Origin of the sequence: Azoarcus sp. CIB, assembly GCF_001190925.1 — a bacterium.
Taxonomy (GTDB): Bacteria; Pseudomonadota; Gammaproteobacteria; order Burkholderiales; family Rhodocyclaceae; genus Aromatoleum.
Genome location: NZ_CP011072.1, coordinates 5,040,104 through 5,063,363 on the forward strand (window position 1 = coordinate 5,040,104; position 23,260 = coordinate 5,063,363).

Below are 23,260 nucleotides of genomic sequence, written 5' to 3' on the forward strand. Positions count from 1 at the left end.
AAACAGCAACTTCACGCTCGAGCAAAATACCGTGCTTGGGACCGACCCCGGAACACGTGGGGGCGATTGGCCATGGCTCCATCTTTACGATGGGGCACGGGAGAAAAATACGGCGACCCACTGGGCCGCCGGCACGTGTCAGAAAATCACGCCGCAACCAGTTGCCTGGCGAGCGCGACTTCGACGGAGTCACCGTCCTGGTTGAGGACATCCAAGCCCGACTCGGGCACGTCGCCCGAGGTGCTTTGCGAGACCATGATCTTCTTGGCCATCAGCCCCAGGCAGGTCATCTGCGAGGAGTTGGCGTAGCCGAGGTAGATCACGCGCACCGGCTGCTTCTGGCCGATGCGCCATGAGCGCCGCGCGGCCTGCTGCAGCGAATACACGTTGTAGCCCGACTGCATGAACACGATGGTCGGGAACTCCAACAGGTCCAGGCCGGTTTTGACCAGCTCGGGATTGGTGATGAGCACGTCGATGCCGCGGTCCAACTGCTCGGCGATCCAGTCCTCGCGGCGGGAGGCATCCACGCTTGCGCGCAGCACCGCCACCTTGAAACCTTCCTGCTCCAGCAGCACCTTCAGGCGCGACGTGGTATCGCGTGTGCCCGTGTAGACGGAATAGACGAGGGTCTTGCGACCCGCTGCCTTCTCCTGCTTGCAGATCTCGATCAGCTCGCGCTCCTTGGGCATCACCTCCAGCTCGTTGAACTGAGCCGGGACGAAGGCCAGGGTGTGGCGCGTGCGCGGATGCACCACGGTTTCCGACCGGAAGCAGCAATCCGGCCAGGCCAGCAGCACGTTGAGGACCACGCCGAGCAGTGTCGTGTCGCGTTTGGCCAGGGCCTGCTTCAGCTCCTGGGTCAGGCGACCCGCCAGATCGCGGTAGGCTGCGGCCTGCGCCGTATCCATCGCGACTTCGCGGAACTCCTCGTCGTAGGGCGGCAACACGTTGCCACCGATGTCCTTGAGCTTGAGGAAGACGGTGAACGGCAGGACGCAACGCAGCACGCCCTTCGGACCGAAGCCCGGCGCCTTGACCGTGCGCACCGATACCTTGGTGCCCTTGGCCGTCTTGTGCGCCGTACCCGTGCTCTCGGAATAGATGTCCTTGAGGACACCGTGATCGCGCATAAATGCCATCGCAGCCGAGGTCATGCTGCCGCTCTTCGTCGGCCGGTAGCCGTCTTCGATTATCCGCCCCGGCAGGGCTCGGAACAGCAGGTGGAACAGGTCGTCGCCGTAGCCGCCCATCAGCGTGCCGGTGAGTAGCAAGGTCTTGCGCGACTTTGCCGCGAGCACGCCCATGGCCTGGCCCTGGGCGCTTCCGCCGTTCTTGTACTCGTGCGCCTCGTCGGCGATGAGCAGGTCGAACGTGCCTTGCGGCAGGTAGCGTTTGATGTACTCGGACGGCTGGTAGCCGCCCTCGCCGAAGCCAAACTCCATGTTCGCCATCGCGCGCTCCATGCGGTGCGCCTGACGATCCGAGAAGACCAGCTCACCCCGGTCGTCCATCAGGTTGATGAACTCGTGGATGTTGTCGCCCAGCATCGAGGCCAGGAAGGCGTCACCGAACTTCTGCATCAGCTTCTGCGCGGTGACTTCCCCAATGGTCGGGATGCGCTTCAGGGCCTTGAGCACGGCGGAGGACTGGTCACCGGCGGACAGGCTCCTCGGGCGGATCAGCGTCCACAGCGGTGCGGCGCAGTGGCTGCACTTCCTGCGGTACTCCTCGGCTTCCAGCTCGACCGGGTTGACCGGCTCGCCGTCGAGGTCGGTGATGACATGGCCGCAGTCCGGGCACGCCGCCACGTCGCCGTGGCGGGTGCGATGCCGGGTGAAGACGGGTTTCCAGTGGAACCCCATCCGCATCCGCACGCGGCCCAGGACGAAAAACTCCTGACCCCATGCCGGCACACCCAACTGCTCGCGCAGCTTGATGAGCTTGAGCAGGGTGTCCGGGCCGTTGAGCACCCAGACCTTGGCACCGGCCACCGTCTCCTGGATTTCGCGCCGCCACTTGTAGACCAGGTGGGGTGGCGAGAGCACCAGGGTACGGCGGTAGCCTTCGGCGTTGAGCACAGCAGCCGTGGCGATGCCGACGGTCGTCTTGCCGCATCCCATCTCGCCGTTGACGATCGCGGCACGTTCGCCGCGGTCGACCAACAGTTCGGAAACCGCATGGACCACGTCGGCCTGCGCCTGGAACAGCTTGCGCTTGAGGCTTGCGAGAACGATCTGCCGATGCGCCCGTGGCTGGCCGGTGTAGACCGGCGGATTGGCGCGGTTGAGGGAATCCAGCAGTTCGTCGCCGAACTCGGAAACGAAGTCCTGCAGGCTCAGCGTGAGGGGAGAAGCCGCTGCTTCGAGCAGGTCGCCCTGTGCAGCGGTTTCGGGAACGGTTTCAAGATCGACGGACATGGTGATGCTCCAAGGTGAAGGGGCAGGCACCTCCCCCACGGGGCGATGACATGCCCCAGGGTGGGAAGAAAGGAACGGCGCAAGGCCGTCGAGGTGGATCAGTACTCGCTGGGCAACAGCAGCGTGGTGACGCTGCGATCCCATTCGGTGATGATCCAGAGCTTCAGGTCGGGCGTGACCTGGTAGGACGAGAACAGACGATCGTCGCCGGACTTCAGGGCGGCGTCGTTCAGCCGCCGATCGTCGTCGCTCAGGTCGCCCCAGTCGCCATGAAGATGGCGGCGCAGGTACGGCACGGGGTTGAGCCGGCCCTGCCGGACCAGTTCATCGACGCCGATGGTCATGACAACCTGACCGGGCGAGAAACGTGTTTGTGACGTGAGGTTGAGGACTGCGAGTGCCATGGTGGTATCTCCTTCTGGAAGAAGGGGCCACGACACCCCATCGGGGCGACATGAGCCCGGTGGGTGGATGAAAGCGACGGCGAACCGTCAGGGAACAACGATCAGCGGATGGTCAGCACCTCGCCCCGCGTCGGGGAGCCTGGCGTCATGTCCCAGGCGCGGATGACCGGCACGAACTTGTCGGTGAGGATGCGCGTCTCGGCCACGGAGCCGTCGTCGCGTTCGGTGTATTCCGTCTGGAGAGTTTTCTCCTTGTGGGTATCACCTTTGACGACGAGCACCCGCCCGGTTCTGGACCTCACCACGCCGGAGATCGCGCCCGCGGCCAAGGCCAGGGCGAGATGCCAGTGTGACAAAGCCCGCGCCGGTGGCCGCAGCGATTGCTGTGCGGCACCCAGGTGCGTATCGAGCGCCGGCCAGAGTCCTTGCAGCCGGTCGACTTCGTCGGCGAACTGCTCGGGTTCCATCGTCACGCGATAGAAGTGCTCCGGTTCGGCCGGGCTGGCGGGGAGCATGTAGGGCAGGAACGGCCATTCCCGCGGCAGCTCCTCGGCTTCGACGTCGCCCTGCCCGATCTGCAGCAGCAGGCCGCGCACGGCTTTGACCGAATCCGATGCCTGGTCGCGCTGGCGAACCCGGCGGCCGAAGACCACCACCTGCTTGAACTGCGTCTCCACCGCACGGTAGATGCGCAGGTCGGCGAAGTGGCGCATCAGCCATCCGACCAGCTCGGCGTCGAGCACGTAGGACGGCACGATGAAGATCAGCACGCCGCCGTACTGCAGCAGCGGCAGCGCGCGCTGGTAGAACAGTTTCTCCAGCCTGGCGCGGCCCTGGCCCTGGTAGCCGATGTTGCCGTTGGCGTCCTTACTCAGGTCGCCATAGGGCGGGTTCAGCCACAGCAGGCCAAAGGTCTGGCGTGAGATCAGCGTGTCCATTAGGTCGCCGTGGATACAGCGATCGACGAGTCCGCGTGCGTGGGCCGCACGCCCGGCGTCGTACTCGACGGCGAAGGCCTTGACCTGCTCGCGCCCGAGGGCGTGCGCGGCTTCGGCGATCGCCACGCCTTCGCCGGCGCAGGGATCGAGGATGCACATCGGGCCGTCGGCGGGAGCCAGTGCGGCGAGCGCTCTTTCGAGTGTGGGTTCATCGGTGGGGAAGTACCCGTTCTTCACGAAATTGCGGGCGAGCCGCGGGAACATGAGTGCCATGGGAATCTCCTTGGCATGTCGATGAAGGGAAGCGGACATGCGCGTGGGCATGTCCGGTGCGAAGACCTCAGGCCACCGCTTCGAGCGATAGGTCAGAGGTGATCGGGTACCCGGAGTCCTCTGTGGTGAGCACGTTGCTACGGATCAGCCCGCCCAGCGCCAGGGTCAGCGCCGGTACGTCAATGGCGAGGCGATGGCCTTCCAGTGGCCCGAGGGCGAGCGGAAGGCGGGTCAGCATCGACCGCGCCTGCAGCAACTCCAGCACGATGTCGCGCCAGTGATCGAGCAGCGGCAGCGGGCAGGTATCCCGCACCAACGACCACAGCCGGTCGAGCCGGTGTGCGGACTCGCGCGGCAGAAGCGCCAGCGCGCTGGCGTTGGCCTTGTCAGGCCTCACGGCGCGATGGTCGAACAGCCACACGTTCGTCAGCGCACCGAACAGCGTACGGCGGTAAGCGCGGGTGATGCGCTTCTCCAGGTTGTCGACGTTGCCGACGAAGACCGGAAGCGCGCCGCCCTGCTCGGTGACGACGTGGAACTGGTCCAGCCCCTGCTCGTCGCGCCCGAGGGTCAAGCGAGCCAGGAACTCCTGGACGGCGGTGTCGCGCGCCCAGACGGACAGGAAGACTAGGTTGCCGTGTTCGTCACCCACGCAGCCGTCGGCCATGAGGTCGGGGCATTCGTCGATGCGATACAGCGTCTTGGAAGAATGGGTGGCAGGCATGGTGTTGTCCTCGAAGAGATCGGAGACAGCACGGCCCTTGGGGCAGTCGCTGCCCCAAGGGGTGGAAGAAAGCGCCGGGAACGGCTTGGCGAAGAAGAACGACCTGCGCGTCGCAACGCGTCGTAACCTTGAAGGTCTTGGCTACCTCGGCATGTTGTCGGCATCGCCGACGGACATAGCAGTAGAGTGCTTCAGGTGACCGACGGGCGGGCGCAAAAAACCGTTGTGCTGCACACCCCTGTTTGCCCGAGTAGTTCCTACTGTGGGGGGACCTGCCGACTAATCCTAACTCCAGACTGTGGGGTTCGAGATGCGACGAGTATGAAGGGATAAAAGCAGAGTCCGACCACTATGCGGACGTTTCGAGTCTGAGCTGCTTCCAGACATTTGGGAGTACCGGTTCTCCTTATTTGCGTAGCTCAGCAGGGCCAGAGTCCTCGCTAGCTAGACACCGCACCGCCTCCAAAGCAGCAGAGAAGATTGGTCAGCGCCGAGACTCTCAGAGCGTTATCGGAATGGGACCGTCGTAGCCAGCACTTACAACATTCTGGTTCGAGTTGGCGACCGCCGGGGACACTTGGACAAGGGTCAGCGTCCACGCATTTCGGACCTCGGGTTCGTGCTCGCCCTCCCGGCCCGCGGATCCGCGCCCCCCTCATCGTCACTCAAAGTTCGGGCGCATAGGTATCCACAAGGCAGCGAGTCAGCTGCTCGCCCCGCTTGCTGAGCTTTTCGATGTTCCCCTTCGACATTGGGTTGAAATTCGTCGGGTAGTCGATAACCTGATCACGACTGACCAGGTCGGCAGGCCGGACCGGCAGCGCGCTATCCCGCTGGCCGAGATACGGCATGAGAAACCCCTGAATCTCCCCGCTGGCCGCCATCCGGTGGAGGAGACTCTGTGTCAGCGTCTGCGTCCGCCGGTGGATAGTGATGACCGTCGCCAGCATCCGCGACATCCAGAATGTCGGCCGCCTCGCCCCAGACGGCATCCCCTGGCCGGCATCACACGCAATGATGAAGTCCACCGGGAACACATTGGTACTGAACTCGCTTGAGCGCCCAGGTAGCATGCAGGACACACCAAGATTGTCGTAAACACCCCCGTCCGTGACGATGACGCGATGCTTCGTTTCGACACCGTTCTTGGTGAATGTCAGGTAGTGATCGAGCGCGGGCAGGAATGCAGGGAATGCCGCGGAAGCGGCAACCGCGGTGGCGACGTGCGGGGTATCGGTCAGCCTGCCGAACCGCCAACATCCGCTCTCAACGGAGCCATAGCGGAATGCCGTCTCGGTACGGAGCTCGGCCGCATTGATGACAACCGAGAGCTCTCGGCGCCCGACAGCATCCATGCGCCGGTCGCCGAAGTAGCAACGAACGAGGTGGCGCTCGAAAGCCGTCGTGAAGCTCGCAAACCGTGGGGCAAAGTCGAGGATCTGCTCGGCGATCGTTACTAGCCACTTAGGCCGTAGCTTTACGAGGCTCAGCAACCATCCCGTGAGCTGGAGAGTCCGCGCCAGAACGGCAGCCGGGCCGGCGAGGATCGTGGCGACCACAATCTTAGGCAGTTCGAACGACAAGAGCGTCTCGCGGGCAATTCCCCACACCATGCCGCGCGAGAGCGCCGCCTCGACTCGACGCGCAAAAGCTTCGAATGGTTCATCGCTGTAGGCATAGAGCGCCGCGATGACACTGCCGCCCGAGACCCCCGAAAGCACAGCGACCTTGTCGAGAATTCCGCGGTCGTGAAGCGCACGCAGGCAACCCAGGTGAAAGGCGATGGCCCGAGATCCGCCACCCGAGAGGGCCAAGCCGATTCTCGAGGAGCTCATTGTTGCCCTCCATCCTCTTCCTCGTGCCGCGCAATGAAGACGAATTCGTTGCGCCGGTAGAGGTAGTAGTTTTCTTCGCGCCTCGTTGCGGCGTACCCTACGATGAGCATGACCACCTGGCGCGGCGGAAACTCCTGGAAGTGGAGCAGCTCCAGCATCGCATTGAGGTCGTCTTGGCTCGGCCGGCCGCGACTGATGGGGTGCGTATGCCAGATGCCGATGAAGCGGCTCGACTTCCCACTCGCCACCGATTTGAACGCGTTCAGTTCCTTCGTGCCGGCAGTCCCGCACAGAAACTGCATTTCAGTCGCGGTACTATCCGGCGGCGGCCCGCTGACACTATCGACCCAGATTACCTGATGAGCGTCGTCAACTTCACCGAAGATGAGGCCGCCAGTTTCGACCCTGTCGGAACGCGTGCGTGCGATGCGCCTCAATTCTGACGCCATATCGAGCGCGGCAACATCCGAGCGCAGCACAGCGTAGCCGTGCCTCTGCTCGCTATGACGAGCGTAGCCCTTGAACGTGTAGCTCAGGCGCCGCTTACTATCGTCCGCCCGCAACCACGATGCGGCGACGAGGTCCAGACTTGCCGCATCGGGCGCAAGGCTTTCGATGCGAGACAGACCGATGTTCAAGAGGCCCGCTGCGTGGTGGTCAATGTCGGCCGCCGAGCCGATGAACGTCGGCGCCGAGCAGCCTGGCTCCGGCTGAAACACCGTTACCGTCTCGCGCTCTGGCCAGAACGCCTTCGCCAGTGAATGGCCAGCATCCTTTGCTAACGCCTCTAATTTGGCCTGTCGCGCAATGTGATGCGGACCCCCACGGTACTGAGGCATCTTCACCAGCACCGATCCGTTTTCGGCCGCAGCACTGACCGACATCGACAGCATTGGAATCGGAAGGCTCTGTGCCTTCAATTCCTCTTCGATGCGATGGGTTGCGCTCGCTGACGCCGTGGCGTCTATGACCAAGTCCCATTCCTTGAAGTCGAAACGGGACAGCGCCTGATTGGCGAGGTTACCCTTGCCCACAGTGACCAAGCATTCAAGGCCAATGGCCTGCAAATGCGCTTGCAGCGCGGTGGCCTTTTCCGAGCCGATGTCGCTGTCCGCATAGCGCTGCCTGACGAGGATTCCAGGCTTCACTATGCCGTAGTCGACGAGATGCAGTTTGGCGGCGCCAGAGCGCAGAACCATCTCGGCCACCGCCGACCCCAGTGCTCCGCAACCGAGGAGCAGGACCCGTTTCTCAGAGAGGGCAGCGAGCAGCGTTCCGCCGTCTCGCCGGTTGACGATCTCAGGCCGGTCTTCGAGGACGTCGCACCACCTGACGCCTGCCTTAACCATCCACTTGACGAGCTCGTCTCGCGCGGCTTCGTCTTCCCCCTTGCTCCGCACCATGGCGCGGAGCGTCTTCAGCGTGTCCGGACCAATTTCCCAAACGGTCAGGTGCGGCTTAAGCGGCTCGCCGGCCGCCTTGCGCCGCATCGGAGCGCCAAGGACGAAATATGCGGGCTCCTCCTCTGAGCCGACCAGGGAGAAGAGTCTCAGGAGGGAGTACAGCAAGCCGAACGACAGCCCCGCGTTCTCGACGAGTTCGATGAGATCGTTGACCTTCGTCGGAAATTCGGTCGCGAGCGGCTTGTCGAATAGGATGGCGGCAGCGATCGGATGTCCAGGGTCGGTATCGCCCCAATCATCTAGCTTGGTCCACCCGACGAGGTCGAAGCGGTCACCCCTGACTTTGCGCAAGTCCGCACGCCCGATCCAAATCCCGTCGTCCGCCATTCCGGCAGGTGTATCAGCTCTGACGACGAACGTGGTCGAGGACGTGGTGTAGGCGACGGGCGGATGCAGAGGCGCATCATCAGGGTCCAGCTCGCCCTTTCCCGCCGCGCGCATCCACTGCTCTACCCGGTCAAAGAAGCCGAACATGCCATCGGACGGCTCGTACTCCGTCTCGCCCGATTGATAGAGGCAGATCGAACTGCCCCACTGAACGTGCGGCGTTCCGATGAACCGCGTGTGCTTGAAATAGATGTCGGGTTTCTTGAATGGGAAGTCCGGATGAACGTGCAGGCTTATTCGCTCACGGTCTCGAAATGCGAGACCGTTTCTGGTTCGGTAGTCCTTCGTTTCGAGCGATAGGTGGACCCAGACGTAGCCCTCCGATTTCGACTCGGCCGCTAATTCAAGAACCTCCAGAGCACCGTTCGAGTTGTCGGCGATATCGGCGAGTTGAAGAAGGGCGAGCTGCTGACCTCGACTCAGTTCGGGCATCCAAAACCTACCTTGGTCGAAGGCGTCGCGTCGCTTCCGCGGGCCGCGCTGACCGCCGCCGACAAGGCGCTCGTTCCCTTTTCCTGGCTCTTCGTCTCAGCGTAGTCGATGTCTGAACCGTCCACGGTGAACTTGAGCGGTTCCGCATGCCCGCCATCGTCGTGCGTGCAGACGAACCCGCCGGCCGCGAGCTCCTGATAACGGGCCTTCGCTTTGGCATGAGGCGGGTTGTCCCCGTCCTTGTTCGACGCGGGAATGCAATTCGCGCTGGCCACGACGTAACCCGCGCTGACCTGATATGCCCCTAGGTCGTCGAGGATGTCCTGTTTAAGGAGCTCCTTGCCGTCCTCGTCCTGGTACATCACGGACTTGCTGCAATGGTGAGGCGCGAGCAGCACCTGCCACCGCAGATTCTCCTCCTTCCCGTGCTCCTTGGTGACATCCAAGATCTTCCGGATGACGGGGTATTTGTGGTCGCCGAAGAGCAGCACCCCTCCCACTGAAGGGTCATCTCCGAGCACGACCTGCATAGCCAAGCTCGTGTCGTTCCGGTCCCCAACATCCTCGTCCGAGCCTTGCTTGAAGGGGCCGTGGATGAACGCGCGGAATTCGCCGGTCAGGTCTTCGCCATCGAGCGATTCCACGACGTCGCCAGGCACGCTAAAGAACTCGGACGGAAATCCCTGGTAGTGTTCTTCATCGAGCAGATCGTCCCAGCCGACGAGACGCACCCGGTTTCCAGCGCCAGGGTCGCCACCCGCCTCAACCGTGGCGGTTACGCGCCGGTGCGCTTCGTCGCGGAACGCCTTCGCATCGTCGCCGAGGCTGTCGGGGTCGTCGTCGTGTTCACGGAAGATGCGCGGGGAAAACCACAGCTCGCCGACCGTCACCCGCTCCAGCAGTTCTTCGAAGCCTTGAATGTGGTCCTTGTCAGGATGCGTGATGGCGAACGCCGAGAGGTAGGGCTTTCCATCCACCTTCGGCAGATGTTCCTCAAGGTAGTCGATGACCGGAGCGCAGTCCGTCTCCTCGTCTTCCGACTTCTGACTGTGTCGGAGGTCAACCTGGAACACGACCTCGTTCGGACGCACCACGAACGTCGTGCTGTCACCCGTGCCGACCGGCCAAAAATATACGCACTTCTCGTCGAACATCTCGTCCCCCCCATGTTCCAACGTAAGGCTACCTTATATGCCCTAAGTGCAAATATCATAACAAAACCAATGCGTGCAGGATGAACACTACGGCAACGGCCGTCACGGGTCGTCTTGAATTCTGATCTCACCTTGTAGGTCAGCACACATGGAAGAGAGCGGGCCACACCCATCAGGGCATGGTCCGCTTGAAGATCAGGCTTTCAATTGACGCAAGCCTTCCGCGAGCAGCCAGAGCGCCCGGTTGAGCCGGACGTTCTGGTCGATGCCCTGGACAGGCCGGGTGCGCTGCTGGCGCCCATTGGCGCTGCGGCCAGTCAGGCCGCCTTTGACGAGGTTCTCCTGGACCCGGTTGAACGTCGACCACAGGTCCGCATGGTTGTCGTCGAAGCGACGGGGACGCAGGATCTGGCTTTCCGTGATCGGCAGGGTCTTGCCAGGTTCGTCGTACTTGAGGACCAGGGCCGATCTCGCGAAGACCTCGGCCTCGCCATCGTCGAGCGTGATGGCACGCATGGCGTCGCGCGAGTCCTGCATCTGCTCGAAGCCATGCAGTACCTCGTAGGCGCCCTCGATCACATCGTCGGTGACGTTGCCCTTGTGAGGCACACGGACGTCGGCGAACGTGTCGCCGCACACCAGGCCGTTCTGGCAGACGAAGCGGAACATTCCGGCCAGCATCTGGTAGCTGCTGGTGCCATCGTGCGAGTTGAGCAGGATGATCTCGTTCGCCTCGGTGCCGTTGATCTGGCTCGCATGGCGAAGGCGCAGCATGTGCTTGGTATAGTCGCGGTGGTCCTCCTGGCGCACGCGAGTCTGGCACACCATGAAAGGCTGGAAGCCTTCCTTGCGCAGTTCAGCCAGCACAGCCGCCGTGGAGATGTAGCTGTACCGCTCGGAGCGGCTTTCGTGCGGGGTGTCCGCGAAGATGGAGGGCGCGACGGTGCGAATCTGGTCATCCGACAGTGGCTGATTCGACCGCAGCACCGGGGAACAACAAGCGAAACGGGATGCGAGTTGCATGACGATCTCCTTGAATAAGAGACCGGGGCCCCGCCCACCGGGGAGGAACCCCGGCGGTTGGTGGAACGCCGCTGACGCGGCGGTGGGAATCAGGCCTTGACGAGATGCCAGTCCTGGGACAACGGAGCGAACGCGTAGCCCAACACACCGAGACGGTCGCACTGCTGACGCAGGATGCGGCGATCGACGGTGGCGTCGAGTTTGACTACATCGCCCAGCGGCCAGAGCGAGCCGAACAGTGCAGCATCGTCGGCCGAAACCTCGGATGCCGCTGCGGCCGGCTCGCTGCCGAACGGCGTGGTGTCGACCAGGGGGTCGCGCGAGGAACGCGACTTCGACTTGGCAGTGGCCTTCATCGAGTCCGGTGCGGGCGCCTGCGTTTCCTCGTCGATCGGATCGACCTCCTGCGGACTCAGCCGGCGGGCTTCGTCGCGGCTCAAGGCGTCGATGTTGGACAACGTCATCCCGCCCAGGAGGGCGCGAATTTCAATGACCATGCGGCCGTTGGCGCTGTACGTAGAGGGGCGAATCTCAGCGATGACGAAATCGCCCTCGTACTTGCCTTCGGTGTACTGGTCGAGCTCGGCGTTCTTCACGACGAACTCGCCGATGGAGGTCGCGAGGCGGCCGACGTTGAAATCGCCGTTGCGACCGTGGATAGTCTTGATGGCCAGTTGGCCGGGGATGGTGATCATGAAGGTCTCCTGCTGACGATGAGAAGACAAGACCCCGGTAAGGGGCCTTGTGGATCAGAACGACTCGGCAACGGCCAATGCAGAAGCATCGGCAGAGTCGTCGTCAGCAGCATCCGCGGCCGGCTTGGAAGGCTCCGCTGCTGGGGCTTGCTGTGCGGCGGGCACGTCGGTCGTCACAGGGACTTCCGGAGTGCACTCGTCGGTCTCGGTCGGCTTGGACTCGGCCTTGTAGGCGAGCTTGCCGTCGACTTTGATCCAACTGACGAACAGCAGGCGGGCCTTGAGGCTCACCCCCTGCTCGCCGGCACGCTTCCCCTTGGAGTAGGTGAAGGTGTCGGTCCACAGGTCGCCCAGACGGAAGCCGATCATCACCTTCTTCTCGGCGTCGACCGCCTGGATGCAGCGGCGCACCAGGTGCTGCGCTTCCGAACCCGATACGCGCGTGTCGAAACGCACGTACGAGACGTCATCGCTGGGACCGTTCAGGGCCGCGATGTCGCAGGCCAGGAACGCATCGCCTTTCTTGGGCTTCACTTCGCGGATGCGATTCAGATACCCGAGGCCGGTGATGTGCAGATCGAAGTAGGACTTTTCGGTGGAAGTGGTCATGGCGGATCTCCTGAAGGACAAAGAGGCGGAGACACACCCGACCCAGGCGGGGAAGGTGTGGAAACCCCCGCGTGGGTTGATGGAACAGCTTGGTGGCATCACCATCGGAAACCGATGGGCGTTCGCGCGTGGATGCCGGTGCGAACTGGGATGATCAGCGCGGTCGGAACCGCGCCGTAGCCCTGAGGATCGTGGCTACCTGGGCATGTTGCTGACGGGAGTCAGCGAAACATGGTGAGAAGCGTGGCACCAACACGGCATCTACGCGAGCGGATATCGCGATTCGTCAATGTCCGCATTGGTGGAACTTCCGTCATCAAGCGTCCATGACACGGAGGATGGCGACATGTTTTTTCTGGGCTGGACTCGGCTCGAAGCGGTCGTTCCTGTTGCTTCGGGCTGAAAGGCTGCCGACGATTTATTCGAGCCATCCCACCCCGAAAGGCGCGCAATCGCAATTGCGGTCCGGCGTACAATCGGACGTGACAGCGAGCGGCACGGTCGCCGCGACGCGTCGTTATCCTCTTTGCCCCCGGAGAATTCACGTCGTCATGGATCTCAGCCAGTACACACTCCCTCAGCTTCAGCAGCTCCGCACGAAGATCGCCAAGGAAATCGACAAGCGCCAAACGTCGACTAAGAGCGACTTGCTGAAACGCCTCACGAAGATGGCAAAGGAACACGGCCTTTCCCTGACCGACGTCGTCAGCAGCGCCGCGCCGGCAGAGTCAAAGGCCAAGAGCGTCACCGCGAAAGCGCCAATTGCCCCCAAGGAGCCGCTGCCGGCGAAGTACCGGCACCCGAACAATAAGGATTTGGCATGGTCGGGCCGTGGCCGTCGGCCGCAGTGGGTGGACGCATGGTTAGCGCAGGGTGGCTCGCTGGATGGGTTGGAAATCGCTGCGCAGAAGATGGGGAAGAGGAAGGCCCGTGCCGCGGCGCCAGCGGCCGAAGCGAAGGCAGCCAAATTCGAGCAGCAAGCTGAGGCACCGGCCGCCGCTACCGAATGACAGCTTCGTCACTCAGGGCGCGCTCATTCAACCTCTGGCGATGAAACGCCCCCGGAGCGGGGGCTGGGAATGTGGGACCGTCAGTTGCCGTTCGGCGTTGAGGCCACGGCCTGCAGCGACAGGTGTGTCGGGGTGGCGGACACGTCGAGGTCGTTCGCGTTGTGCAGGATGAGCGCAAAGACACCGTCGTGCGGATCGAAGAACTCGCCGAAATCGTCGCCGCCAAACTCGGCGCGCGCCAGTTCCCACCAGTCATCGAACGCATTGACATCCGGATTGCAGCCGACAGCGTAGGCGATGAGCTTCTGGCACCCATCGGGCCTGCGCTCGCCACGCTCGGCGAGGAAATACACGCCCTGATCCTTGACCAGAACGACGCGACATTGGTTGACCACCGCTTCGAGGAGCACGGGCCGCAGCTCGGTACCTTTGAATCGAACAGACATGGATGGGACCTCCGGGGAAAGGAATGAAGGGCCCCCCGTCGAGAGGGCGGGAGGCCGTATGGCGGTCAGTGCTGAACGGACTTGTGGCCGGACAGGCATTGCACGCGGATGCGCCGCCAGTTCCCGTCGTCGATCAACCGTTCCAGGGTCTCGCCGAGAGCATCGAAGAACACCTCATCGACCCGTTCGACGAGCTCGCCGTCGCGGTGCAGTTCCAGCGCGTACAGATCGAGCCCGCGCTCGTACAGCACGGTGACGCGTCCCTGGAACTTCGCCGTGGCCACCGTGAAGCCAATGGCCGGCGGCGTCGCGATGATGTCCTCGGGCAGCGGGTCGACCCAGGTGAAGTCCCGCGCGCCGGCATCCACCAGCAGGTGGGTGATGCGCCGGAAGCCGTCGGGAGCGGGAAACTGCTCCATCTGCTGGATCAGCTAGCTCGGGGCAACGGGGCTCGGGGATAGGCAGCTTCGCCGGCGCGGAACCGAGCACGAGCGTCTTCACCGTGTAGGGCTGGCCGTCGGCGGTGAACTCGATGCGTTCCGCGGGCGTATCCGCGCGCTGCCCGTCGAAGCGGCGTCGGGCGTAGGGTTCGACGTGCACCTTGGTGCCTTCGTCAGGCACCTCGGTCACGAGCGCCCGGTCGAGCACCGCGAACTCGCCCCGCCCCGTCTTGACGATGACGGCCTCATCGGTGGTGGCGATGACCTTGCCCTCGAACGGCTTGGGATCGATGTGGAAGCCCAGTGTCGAAACCTTGGGCTGGCCGTCGAAGATGTTGAACTTGAAGGTGCGCACGTTGGAAGGTACGTGGCCGCGAACGAGCAACGGCATTTGTGCGCAGATGGATTGGGTGTCCATGGGAGACTTCCTTGTGGCAACCAAGGGACTCCCGCCCGCAAGGGAGGTATGTCCCTTGAGGGTAAGGCGGATAGACGCGGCATGCGTCCGACGGAAGAGACGACCAGGGCGGTGAACGGGCTCACCAACCGCTGTAGTTCAGCACCAGATCGGCAATGATTTGGCGGCGCTCCAGATCGAGACCTCCCAGATCGGAAAGCCCCTCGAATCCGCAACGCTTGAGCATCGCGCCACCCTCGCGGGCGTTGTAGAAGCTCACCATTGCGGACAGGAACATGCGCTGGCCGCCGCTGAGGACGTCAAGGGCGTCGTTGAGCATCAGCACCTTGGGGCGCAGATCCCACTTGCTTGTGGCGCGCTGCAGGCCTTCGGGCGTGCCGTCGCCGAACCATTCGGCACCGGCAATTTCCGCACCGCGTTTCCATGCTTCGAAAAATGCCTGCGGTGCCTCGGCGAAATGCCGTTCTTCCGCGGCGATCTGATCAAGTACGTCTTGGGGCAAAGACCGGTTCATGAAATGGCTCCTGGTGAGTGGAAGTCAGGGGTGGAGGCGTTGCTGCCAGCGGCCTGTTGCCAGGGCGTGCTCGGCGGCGTACTGCGAGCGGAAGTACTCGACGGACTCTCGGGACACCGGGCCGTCTTCGTCGGCGGTGCCGATGTAGTGGCCGGCGGCGCTGTGGCGCACCTGCAGAGGCAGGCGCTTGCCCGTGTGGCCAGGGCCAGATAGCCAATGGCTTCGGCACGGGCCTGTGCAGCAATCAGTGGCGTCGATGTGAATGCAAGAGACATGGGGCTCTCCTGGTTGAAAGACCGGGAGCCCTACCCCCAAGACGGGAGCGGATACCTCCCGAGGGGTTGAAGGAAGAAGCATCGGCGTCGGGAATAAGCTCATCCGCGGTGGGCGATGCGAAGCGGACTGGTTCGATCCACGCGGCGAATCGCGTTGCAGCCTTGAAGATCGGAGCTGCCAGGGTATGGTGCTGACGACCGTCAGCAGCGCATGACCGCAGGATGGACGCGACGCATCGCTGGCGTCTTTGGGGAATGCGCATTGCACAAGGGCCGCTTTGAGGCAGCGCGACACCGATCAGGATCAAATAAAGACCAACAGGCCGAAGGCCCTTGAGCCTTCAGCCGGAGAAGAGAGAAACCACCTGTGGGCTGTGGCAGTCCCGGCCGTCGTCAAAGCCGCTCGCTGCGTCAGCAATCGCACCCGACCCGTGTCGTGGCTGGGGTCGACATCCTTCGGCACACATCCGCGCACAAAGGGAGCCCGTTGTTCCACCGGCGGGCACCGGCACCGAATACCGTCGACCCGAGGGGTCTCCTGACGGCTCGCCACAGCACAGGTCAGCCAGACGTCAGGAGACCGCTCGTCATCGACGGAAGCATCTCGATCAACGGAGTCGCGGCAGACGCGATTCGCAGAGGAACCGCCTTCTCGTCTCGCTGACCCGTCGCGGGGCAGAGAGACGCGCACACCGTTGCAGAAGGAGGCGTGTGCTGGGGAATCCCGCGGGGTGCGGGAAGTCGGCCCCGCCGTTCGGAACGGTCGGCGTGGCGAGGGGATTCGTCGGCGTCAGGATGCCTTGCGGGAAGCCCGCTGCTTGCGCGGCGCTTCGCGCTTGCCAGTCGAAGTGTCGACCGGCAGCGTTCCCTTGCAGTCCGGGTAGCGGTTGCACGACCAGAAGGCACCGCTCTTGCCCGTGCGCTGGCGCATCTGCGCGCCGCACTGGGGGCAGGACGGAGATGGTGGCAGCTTGATGGCGAGCGTCACACCGCGGTACTGCTGCACGAGCTGGGCCATCCAGGCGGATTGCTTGGCGATGAAGGTATCCAGCGTCATCTGGCCGGCCTCGATCATGTCCAACGCCTGCTCCCAGACCGCCGTCGTGCCCGGATCGGCAATGGCGGCCGGCACGGTGTCGATCAAAGTGAAGGCGGCATCCGAGGCACGGATGGCACGGCCCTTCTTCAGCAGATAGTCGCGCCCAAGCAGGCCGCTGATGATGTTGGCGCGCGTGGCTTCGGTGCCGATGCCTGTCGTGTCCTTGAGCTTCTGCTTCTGGCGCGGGTCGGTGACGAGCCTGGCGACGCCCTTCATGGCCTTGACCAGTTCGCCCTGCGTGTAGGGCTTGGGCGGCAAGGTCTTCAGCGCCTTCAGATCGACATGGCCGACCTGGCAGGACAATCCTGCTTGCAGTGCCGGTAGCACCTGGCTGCGCTGGGCGTCGTCGCCATCCGCATCGCCTTCCTCCTGCGCCGACAGTACCTGGCGCCACCCGGCCACAGCGATCTGCTTGCCCACGGCATGCAGCGACTGCCCGCCGCACGCGAACTGCGCCACCGTCCGGTCGAACTCGTGGTGGGGCAGGAACTGCGCCAGGTAATGCGCGCGGATCAGTCGGTAGACGGCCAGTTCCTTGTCGTTCATCGCCGAGAGGTTGGCCGGTTCCAGCGTCGGGATGATGCCGTGGTGCGCCGTGACCTTGCTGTCGTTCCAGGCGCGCGAGCGCTGAGCCGGGTCCAGGCGGTCGATCAAGGGGCGCAGGCCGGGATCGGTCTTGACCAGGCTGTCGAGAACGGTCGGCACCTCGGCCAGCATGCTCTCGGGCAGGTAGCCGGAATCCGAGCGTGGATAGGTCGTCGCCTTGTGCGTCTCGTACAGCGCCTGGGCGATGTCCAGGGTTTCCTGCACTTCCAGGCCCAACTGCTTGGAACACACCTCCTGCAGCGTGCCCAGGTCGAACGGCAGCGGCGGACCTTCGCGCACGCGCTCCGTCTCGACCGACACCACCTGGGCGCTGCCGGCGGCGCGCATGCGGTCTGCGGCCTGCTGGGCGACCGGCTGTTGCAAGCAACGGCCAGCATTGTCCATACACCCCTGCGACGGCGTCCAACTTGCGATGAAGGATTGGCCGGCATGGGACAGCGTGATGTCGATCGCCCAGAACGGCACCGAGACGAAGCTCGCAATCTCGCGGTCGCGATCCACCACCAGCTTCAGTGTTGGCGTCTGCACCCGGCCCACCGACAGCACACCGGTGTAGCCAGCCTGCCGTCCCAGCAGGGTGAACAGCCGGCTCAGGTTCATGCCGATCAGCCAGTCGGCACGCGAACGGGCCAGGGCCGAGTAGTACAGCGGCAGCGTCTCGGCCGACGGCTTCAGCGCGCCCAGTGCCTTGCGGATCGACGCATCGTTGAGCGCTGACAGCCACAGCCGCTGGATCGGCCCGCGGTAGCCGCACAACTCGATGATCTCGCGGGCAATCATCTCGCCTTCGCGGTCGGCGTCGGTGGCGATCACCAGCTCGCTGGCTTGACCGACGAGCTGCGTGACGATCTTGAACTGCGTGGCGGTCGCAGCCTTGGGCTCGACACGCCAGCGCTCGGGAAGGATGGGCAGTTGCTCGAGAGTCCAGCGCTTGTAGCGCTCGTCATAGCCCTCGGGCGGAACCGCTTCGACCAGATGACCGATGCACCAGGTCACCACGACACCCGCGCCGCTGTAGCAGCCGGAACCACGCTGGCCAGCCCCCAGCACACGGGCGATGTCCTTGCCTTGCGAAGGCTTCTCGCACAGGAACACGCGCATGCTGAAGCCTCCTCGGGAATGTGCGGTTCATCAGATGGACGACAGCATGGCTGGGCCAGGTGAGACCGGCCGCAAGGAAGCCGGACGGCATGGACACCGATTTGTGATCGGCTGGGGAATCGCTGCCGCGGCCGTATGCACGGATCGCGGCGGTATGAGAGGCGGGAGATTGGTGTCGGGAGGGCGACTGGAACTCGGTGGACCGCAGTGGAACTATCCCCAGGGGATAGCCCGCTGGTGCATGGCGGGCGTCTGACGGTTGCTACAGCCGCCCGCGATGATCGGCTACTGGCCCCCGGCCGGTTTGGCGCCGAGCATCACCGTCTCGATGCGATACGGCAGGATGCCGACGCGCCGGGCTTCGATCTTGAAGGTGACGCGCTCGTTCTCGTCGGCGTCCTCCCATTCGTCGCGCACGGTACGGCCTTCGACCAGAACGCGCATGCCTTTCTGGTACAGCGACTGCCAGTGCTCGGCATCGCGGTGCCACAGCTCCACCGGCGCCCAGAAGCCGCCGCGGTCCTCGTACTCGCCATCCCTCTTCGGGATCGGATTGTCGAAATAGACGTTCAGCCGCAGCAGCCTGCGCGGTTCGTCATTGCCGTTGGGGAATTCGCGGTAGTCCGGCGCAGAACCGATGTTGCCCTCGCCGACGAAGTGCGTGCTCATGGTGACTCCTTGGGGGTGGAGGGAATGGATGCGACATGCCCATGGGCACGCCGCAGATACGTCGCCTCGGCCCGCGCCATCCTGCTGGCGCATTCCAGGGCGTGGCGGGCGATGCTGTGGGTCAGGCTGATCTGCATGTTCAGCGCGATGCGCTGCAGTTCGATCGCATACAGGTCGTCGATCAGCGAAGCCGATGTCGCGGGGCGCGCAAGCAGCGCCTCCCACAAGGCCACGCCCATGGCCGAGCGGTCGAGGTTGCGCCAGCGCAGGAAGGTCGTCCCTGCGCCAGTCGCCTGCTGGGCCAGGTGCACATCGAGCACGCTGAAAGGATAGGCCCGCGCCTGCGGTAGCACCTGCCGTTGTGCCAGGGCGATCAACTCGTCGCGCAGCGCCATGCACTGGCTGGCCCAAGTCTCCAGACTCCCCTTACCTTTAAAAGGCTGTAAAAGGCCTTTTAGGTAGCCGGCGTGTTCCAGCCGCTGGAAGTCCGCCTGTCCCAGCGGAATGAAGCGCGCCGGACGGCCGGAAGAAGAAGGTGCCGTCATGCCTTGGCGTCCTCGTCTTGCGCCGTGGTGTCGGCTGCGCCATCGGTGAGGCCTGGCTCCGATGCGTCAGCGGACGGTACCTCGGGCCGGTTTCCCCGTCGCGCGATGGGTGGCGCAAAGCGCGAACGGCGCGTGCCTTCGAGCACGTCCTGCGGCAACTCGCCAAACTTCTCCTGTGCCGCCCGCGCCGCGGCGCTCTTCGCCGCGAAGTCGTCGCGCGTCGTGCCGGAGTAACGGTACTGCTGTGCCAGGGCGAACAAGCTGCGCAGTGCATGCGCACCGTCGTTGAGCCAGCGCTCCAGCGTGCTGCGGTCGATCAGCGCGGTGTGGTGCGCCAGGATCAGCTTGCGCGCCAGATCGTCGTAGTCGGCCAACAGGTATACCGCCATGAAACCGAGCTGCGCATTCACAAACAGCGGCAGCTTGACCGGCTGCACGTTCATGTTCTCACCCAGGGACAGCGCTGGCGGCACGTCGGACAGGGCTTGCTCCACCTGTTCGCGCAAGGTCTGCAAGCGGGTCTTCGTATCGGCCAGCTTGTCCTCGATGCGCAGCATCCACCAGTCCGAGTAGGGATCGTCCTGCTCGGCGCCGCGCTTCATCTTGTTCATCACGCTGAGGTAGCCGTTGAGGCCGATGATGCCGGGGCGCCCCTCGGTCGGTGCGCGACCGTGCCAAATACGAGAGGCATGATGCGTATGCATCGTCAGCGACATCGCGCTGCGCAGCGATCCGAGATTCAGTTGCAGGGGTTCGTTGGCCATGGAGACGACTCGCGGGGAATGAATGTGTCGCCAGCATCGGCATCAGGCGGAAGGCTGTCAGTCATCAAACCGCCGCCGGTGTCCGCCCGGTTTGCCTGATGCGGAAGGCCGCCTGTGCCGGCTATCCCCTGGGGATAACGCGGAAGGCAAAGCAAGGCATGAGCTGCTGGCACAGCGTCATGCAATGTCGTCGCGTAAGGCTATGTCTCTCGTGCCCTGAACCAAGCGGCACGCCGACCATCCACATCGCGGTAGCGAAGCTCGAACAGGCGGGACTCATGCACCACCTGGCGCCAACTGCTGCATCCATATTTGGCGGGCAGTTGCTCGGGATGCCGTTCGGAAATCCACCGTCCGGCCGCGGCGACGGGCGTCCATCCCTCGACGGCCAGTTCCCCGGCCGCCTCGCGCAATGCGCGAACGATGCCGGCCGCCGGCCAATCCACCGTTCCGTCCGGTGCAATGCCGTTGACCACCAGGTCGTGAAACACATCCGACTGGACGAACTCCGCCGCCAGGCTGCGCGCCTGATCCATGTGTTCGGCCCAACCACGCAGTTGCTCGAAATGCTGATCGATGCGGGTGTAGGCGGTGGTCAGCGCATCGTGCGCGGTGTGGCACCCCTTGATTGTCCAGAGGTCGTGCTGGTCGATGAAGTGGTGTACCAGGGCATTGCGCAGCGACACCAGATCCTTGAGGTCGGCCTGCGTCCTGACGTAGTCCTCCGCAGACAGGCTCAGTTGCACCCGCGTGCGAAATGAAATCACGTCGGCGGACAGGTCCGGGCCCTTCTCGCTGACGTCACCGCCCTCCGTGACGACATACGATCCGAACAATTGACCTACCAGCGTACCCAAGGTCTTGGTCGCCGTGTCCTCGATGCGCTCCGCACGAATGGCCTCCAGTGAATGCGCAGGCCCCGAAATGTCATGATGGGCCACGATGGCCTTCATCAGGCGTTCGTATTGCTGAAGGCGCAACACGCAGCGGCCCAGCAGGCGCTGAACTTCTCGCTGCTGTGCCTGAAGTTCGTCATCGCTCGCGGGGCGGTGGGCTCCGGGGTGCAGCAATCCTGAGTCCAGACCATGCGGGTCGGAAGCCGTCGAAGGTATTGCTTCAGAGATCAGGTTCATTTGTGCCATCAGGCAGCAGTTTCGCCCATGGGACAACAGGGAGCAATCAAGAACGGAAGGAAGGCAGCCTGTGCCGGCTATCCCCCGGGGATAGCCCAGTCGATCAGGGATCGCGCATCATCGACCGCAACTGCGCCAGGTAAGCGCGCGCCATCTCACGGTCGGGGCCATTGGACGCAGCAGGTGACGACGGCGCAGGAGCCGTGGCTCGAGGCGGTGGCGGCACTGGGCTGCCTTCGCCCGCCCAGGCCTTGAACTCCCCGCGAATCGCCTTCTGGATGATGCCGAATAGGTAGCCAGCCGGATTGCGCACCGTGCCGCCGCGGCAGCGCGCCGCCCACTCGTCGAGCACCGCCTGCCGCTGGGCTTCGTCCACCTGCTGCAGAGCGATCAATGCACCTGCCTGCTGCTCGTCCTTCAAATTCAGGAAGCGCTCAGGCAGGCGCAGGTTCTGCAAGGCCTTCGCGCGCGGTATTGTACATACTTCATTTATACGATCCTTACGTACGGTACGGTCTTCCTTCGGATTCCGAAGAGAGCCGTCCGGCGCGGGTTTTGGTCCTGCTCCGGATTCCGAAGACGGGTGTTCTGCATTCCGAAGCAAGCCCTCCCTGCCTCCTTCGGAATCGTGATCGGTGCCATCCTGTGGATAAGTCTCTGGCATCCAGCCATGCCGGACCATGCGCTGCGCGAGCACCTGCAGGCGTGTCGGCAGCATGCGACCGCTGAGCAACGGGTCTTCGGCGATTTCCTTCAGCGTGTGTATGCCGACGATCTGCACCGCCTTGGCGGCATGGGTGAGGGCCTGGCTCACCAGACCCAAGTAGTCGGGGTCGAGTTGCATCGCCTCGAAAGGCGTCAGCGGTTCGTCGTGCAGAACATAGAGGTTGCCCAGGATGCGGCCGGTCTTCGGATCGCGCCGTCGCCGCACCAGACTCAACCAGCGCGTCAGCCGCAGCAGCGTCAGGGCACGCGCGACGGTTTCGTGCGATGCCAGCGCCGCGCACGGCATCGACGCCAGGTAGGGCCGCAGCTGGTCGTAGGTCGGGAACGCGGTCACGCCGTCGTCGTTGAGCTGCAGGCGGAACACCTGCCAAGCGTTGCGCTCCAGCGGCGTCAGGCGCCGGTCGAGAAACAGCGCCCGCGGCACGCTCTCGTGGCGGTTGCCGCTGTAGAGGAATCCATCGGCGGCGGGCGCCGAGGCTTGGCTTGATCGTGGGTCCGGTGCCAGCTCGCGCAGCGCATCGTCGAACAACGCCGACAGCACCAAGGGACCATCGCGCCGTGGCGCGCCGCCCGTGGCCATGGACTACACGACTCCCTGGTCGATCCAGTTCCGAATCGCCGCCCAGATCACCGACATCGGCAGCATCAGGGTTTCGGCGAGGTCCATGGTCAGCGCCAGCATCGCCACGTCGTCGTCCAGCGCGATGTGACGCTCGGTGATACCGGCCTTCCAGTGCTCCCACAAGGCAGCGTCCTGCACCTCGTCCAGCACCGGATGCCGCCCCTTGCGCTTGGGCAACCCGAGGATGTCGCGCCGTAGGGCGACTTCCTGATGCGTGAGGCCGTAGAAGCGGCTCACCATCTCCGTGCTCGCACCCAGGCGCAGCATGCGATCCACCGTGGCGATTTCCTGCTCCACGTCATGCACCTGGTTCAGCAGCCGTTTCAGCACCTCGCGGTTGACCGAGACCGAGCACCACGACACCGTGGCGTTGACCAGCACGCTGACCAGCGCCGGATGCTTGAGCGCATCCAGTTCCTCGTCGCCAAAGCCCATCGCCTTGCAGCGACGCAGTTGGCCGTTGCGCAGATCGTGCAGCGCCTGGGCGATGACGGCCTGGTTGAGCGGATGGGGTGACGACATGGTGGCCTCCCAC

The 23,260-nt window shown here is 64.0% G+C and carries 21 protein-coding genes; 1 reads left to right on the plus strand and 20 read right to left on the minus strand.

Translation table 11 applies throughout. The features are described 5' to 3' along the window. Positions 1-146: 146 nt before the first annotated feature. The 10 genes from AzCIB_RS22630 to AzCIB_RS22680 all read right to left on the minus strand — a co-directional run bounded on the left by AzCIB_RS22630 (position 147) and on the right by AzCIB_RS22680 (position 12,357). Positions 147-2,420, minus strand: coding sequence for a helicase-related protein (locus AzCIB_RS22630; protein ID WP_050417965.1), 2,274 nt, complete (start codon positions 2,418-2,420; stop codon positions 147-149). A gap of 98 nt (positions 2,421-2,518) precedes the next feature. Beyond that, positions 2,519-2,824 carry a hypothetical protein gene (locus AzCIB_RS22635; protein ID WP_050417966.1) on the minus strand — a complete coding sequence of 102 codons (306 nt, stop codon included), beginning with the start codon at positions 2,822-2,824 and terminating at the stop codon, positions 2,519-2,521. Positions 2,825-2,925: 101 nt separating this feature from the next. Then, the gene (locus AzCIB_RS22640) at positions 2,926-4,035 is read right to left on the minus strand and encodes a DUF6094 domain-containing protein (protein ID WP_050417967.1); all 1,110 of its coding nucleotides are present in this window, start codon (positions 4,033-4,035) and stop codon (positions 2,926-2,928) included. 67 nt (positions 4,036-4,102) lie between these two features. Continuing rightward, on the minus strand, positions 4,103-4,759 hold the full coding sequence (locus AzCIB_RS22645; protein WP_050417968.1) for a hypothetical protein: 657 nt from the start codon (positions 4,757-4,759) through the stop codon (positions 4,103-4,105). Positions 4,760-5,424: 665 nt separating this feature from the next. Beyond that, positions 5,425-6,594, minus strand: a complete 1,170-nt coding sequence (locus tag AzCIB_RS22655; protein ID WP_050417970.1) for a patatin-like phospholipase family protein — start codon at positions 6,592-6,594, stop codon at positions 5,425-5,427. Then, positions 6,591-8,876 (minus strand): anti-phage 6A-MBL system cap2_3 protein, encoded by a 2,286-nt coding sequence (cap2-3, locus tag AzCIB_RS22660; protein WP_050417971.1) that lies wholly within the window; start codon positions 8,874-8,876, stop codon positions 6,591-6,593. The genes AzCIB_RS22655 and cap2-3 overlap by 4 nt, the downstream gene beginning before the upstream one ends. After that, positions 8,864-10,030 carry an anti-phage 6A-MBL system MBL-fold protein gene (mblB, locus tag AzCIB_RS22665; protein ID WP_050417972.1) on the minus strand — a complete coding sequence of 389 codons (1,167 nt, stop codon included), beginning with the start codon at positions 10,028-10,030 and terminating at the stop codon, positions 8,864-8,866. The genes cap2-3 and mblB overlap by 13 nt, the downstream gene beginning before the upstream one ends. A 195-nt stretch (positions 10,031-10,225) precedes the next feature. Next, on the minus strand, positions 10,226-11,053 hold the full coding sequence (locus tag AzCIB_RS22670; RefSeq protein ID WP_050417973.1) for a DUF932 domain-containing protein: 828 nt from the start codon (positions 11,051-11,053) through the stop codon (positions 10,226-10,228). Between the two features lie 89 nt (positions 11,054-11,142). Then, positions 11,143-11,748: a DUF3275 family protein gene (locus AzCIB_RS22675; protein WP_050417974.1), complete on the minus strand. Its 606-nt coding sequence runs from the start codon at positions 11,746-11,748 to the stop codon at positions 11,143-11,145. Between the two features lie 54 nt (positions 11,749-11,802). Beyond that, positions 11,803-12,357, minus strand: a complete 555-nt coding sequence (locus AzCIB_RS22680) for an STY4534 family ICE replication protein (RefSeq protein WP_050417975.1) — start codon at positions 12,355-12,357, stop codon at positions 11,803-11,805. A 551-nt stretch (positions 12,358-12,908) separates the two neighbouring features. Here AzCIB_RS22680 and AzCIB_RS22685 point away from each other — a divergent pair. Then, entirely contained in the window at positions 12,909-13,367 is a 459-nt protein-coding gene (locus AzCIB_RS22685; RefSeq protein WP_050417976.1) for an H-NS histone family protein, read from the plus strand. A gap of 80 nt (positions 13,368-13,447) precedes the next feature. Here AzCIB_RS22685 and AzCIB_RS22690 read toward each other — a convergent pair whose 3' ends face one another. From AzCIB_RS22690 to AzCIB_RS22740, 10 genes are all read right to left on the minus strand, one after another. After that, the gene (locus tag AzCIB_RS22690; RefSeq protein WP_050417977.1) at positions 13,448-13,813 is read right to left on the minus strand and encodes a DUF3085 domain-containing protein; all 366 of its coding nucleotides are present in this window, start codon (positions 13,811-13,813) and stop codon (positions 13,448-13,450) included. 65 nt (positions 13,814-13,878) lie between these two features. Next, positions 13,879-14,232, minus strand: a complete 354-nt coding sequence (locus AzCIB_RS25100) for a hypothetical protein (RefSeq protein WP_444541840.1) — start codon at positions 14,230-14,232, stop codon at positions 13,879-13,881. 560 nt (positions 14,233-14,792) lie between these two features. After that, entirely contained in the window at positions 14,793-15,185 is a 393-nt protein-coding gene (locus AzCIB_RS22700) for a hypothetical protein (RefSeq protein ID WP_050417978.1), read from the minus strand. Between the two features lie 1,065 nt (positions 15,186-16,250). Further along, on the minus strand, positions 16,251-18,266 hold the full coding sequence (locus AzCIB_RS22710) for a DNA topoisomerase III (RefSeq protein ID WP_050417980.1): 2,016 nt from the start codon (positions 18,264-18,266) through the stop codon (positions 16,251-16,253). Between the two features lie 285 nt (positions 18,267-18,551). After that, on the minus strand, positions 18,552-18,935 hold the full coding sequence (locus AzCIB_RS22715) for a single-stranded DNA-binding protein (protein WP_050417981.1): 384 nt from the start codon (positions 18,933-18,935) through the stop codon (positions 18,552-18,554). Continuing rightward, a complete protein-coding gene (locus tag AzCIB_RS22720) occupies positions 18,932-19,480 on the minus strand; it encodes a DUF3158 family protein (RefSeq protein ID WP_050417982.1) in 549 nt (182 codons plus the stop codon). The genes AzCIB_RS22715 and AzCIB_RS22720 overlap by 4 nt, the downstream gene beginning before the upstream one ends. After that, positions 19,477-20,244 (minus strand): PFL_4669 family integrating conjugative element protein, encoded by a 768-nt coding sequence (locus AzCIB_RS22725; protein WP_050417983.1) that lies wholly within the window; start codon positions 20,242-20,244, stop codon positions 19,477-19,479. Before AzCIB_RS22725 ends, AzCIB_RS22720 begins: the two co-directional genes overlap by 4 nt. 200 nt (positions 20,245-20,444) lie before the next feature. Continuing rightward, a complete protein-coding gene (locus AzCIB_RS22730; protein ID WP_050417984.1) occupies positions 20,445-21,197 on the minus strand; it encodes an OST-HTH/LOTUS domain-containing protein in 753 nt (250 codons plus the stop codon). 283 nt (positions 21,198-21,480) lie between these two features. After that, a complete protein-coding gene (locus AzCIB_RS22735) occupies positions 21,481-22,683 on the minus strand; it encodes an STY4528 family pathogenicity island replication protein (protein WP_050417985.1) in 1,203 nt (400 codons plus the stop codon). A 3-nt stretch (positions 22,684-22,686) separates the two neighbouring features. Further along, complete coding sequence (locus AzCIB_RS22740) at positions 22,687-23,247, minus strand: DUF2857 domain-containing protein (protein WP_050417986.1); 561 nt, start codon at positions 23,245-23,247, stop codon at positions 22,687-22,689. Between the last annotated feature and the right edge of the window lie 13 nt (positions 23,248-23,260).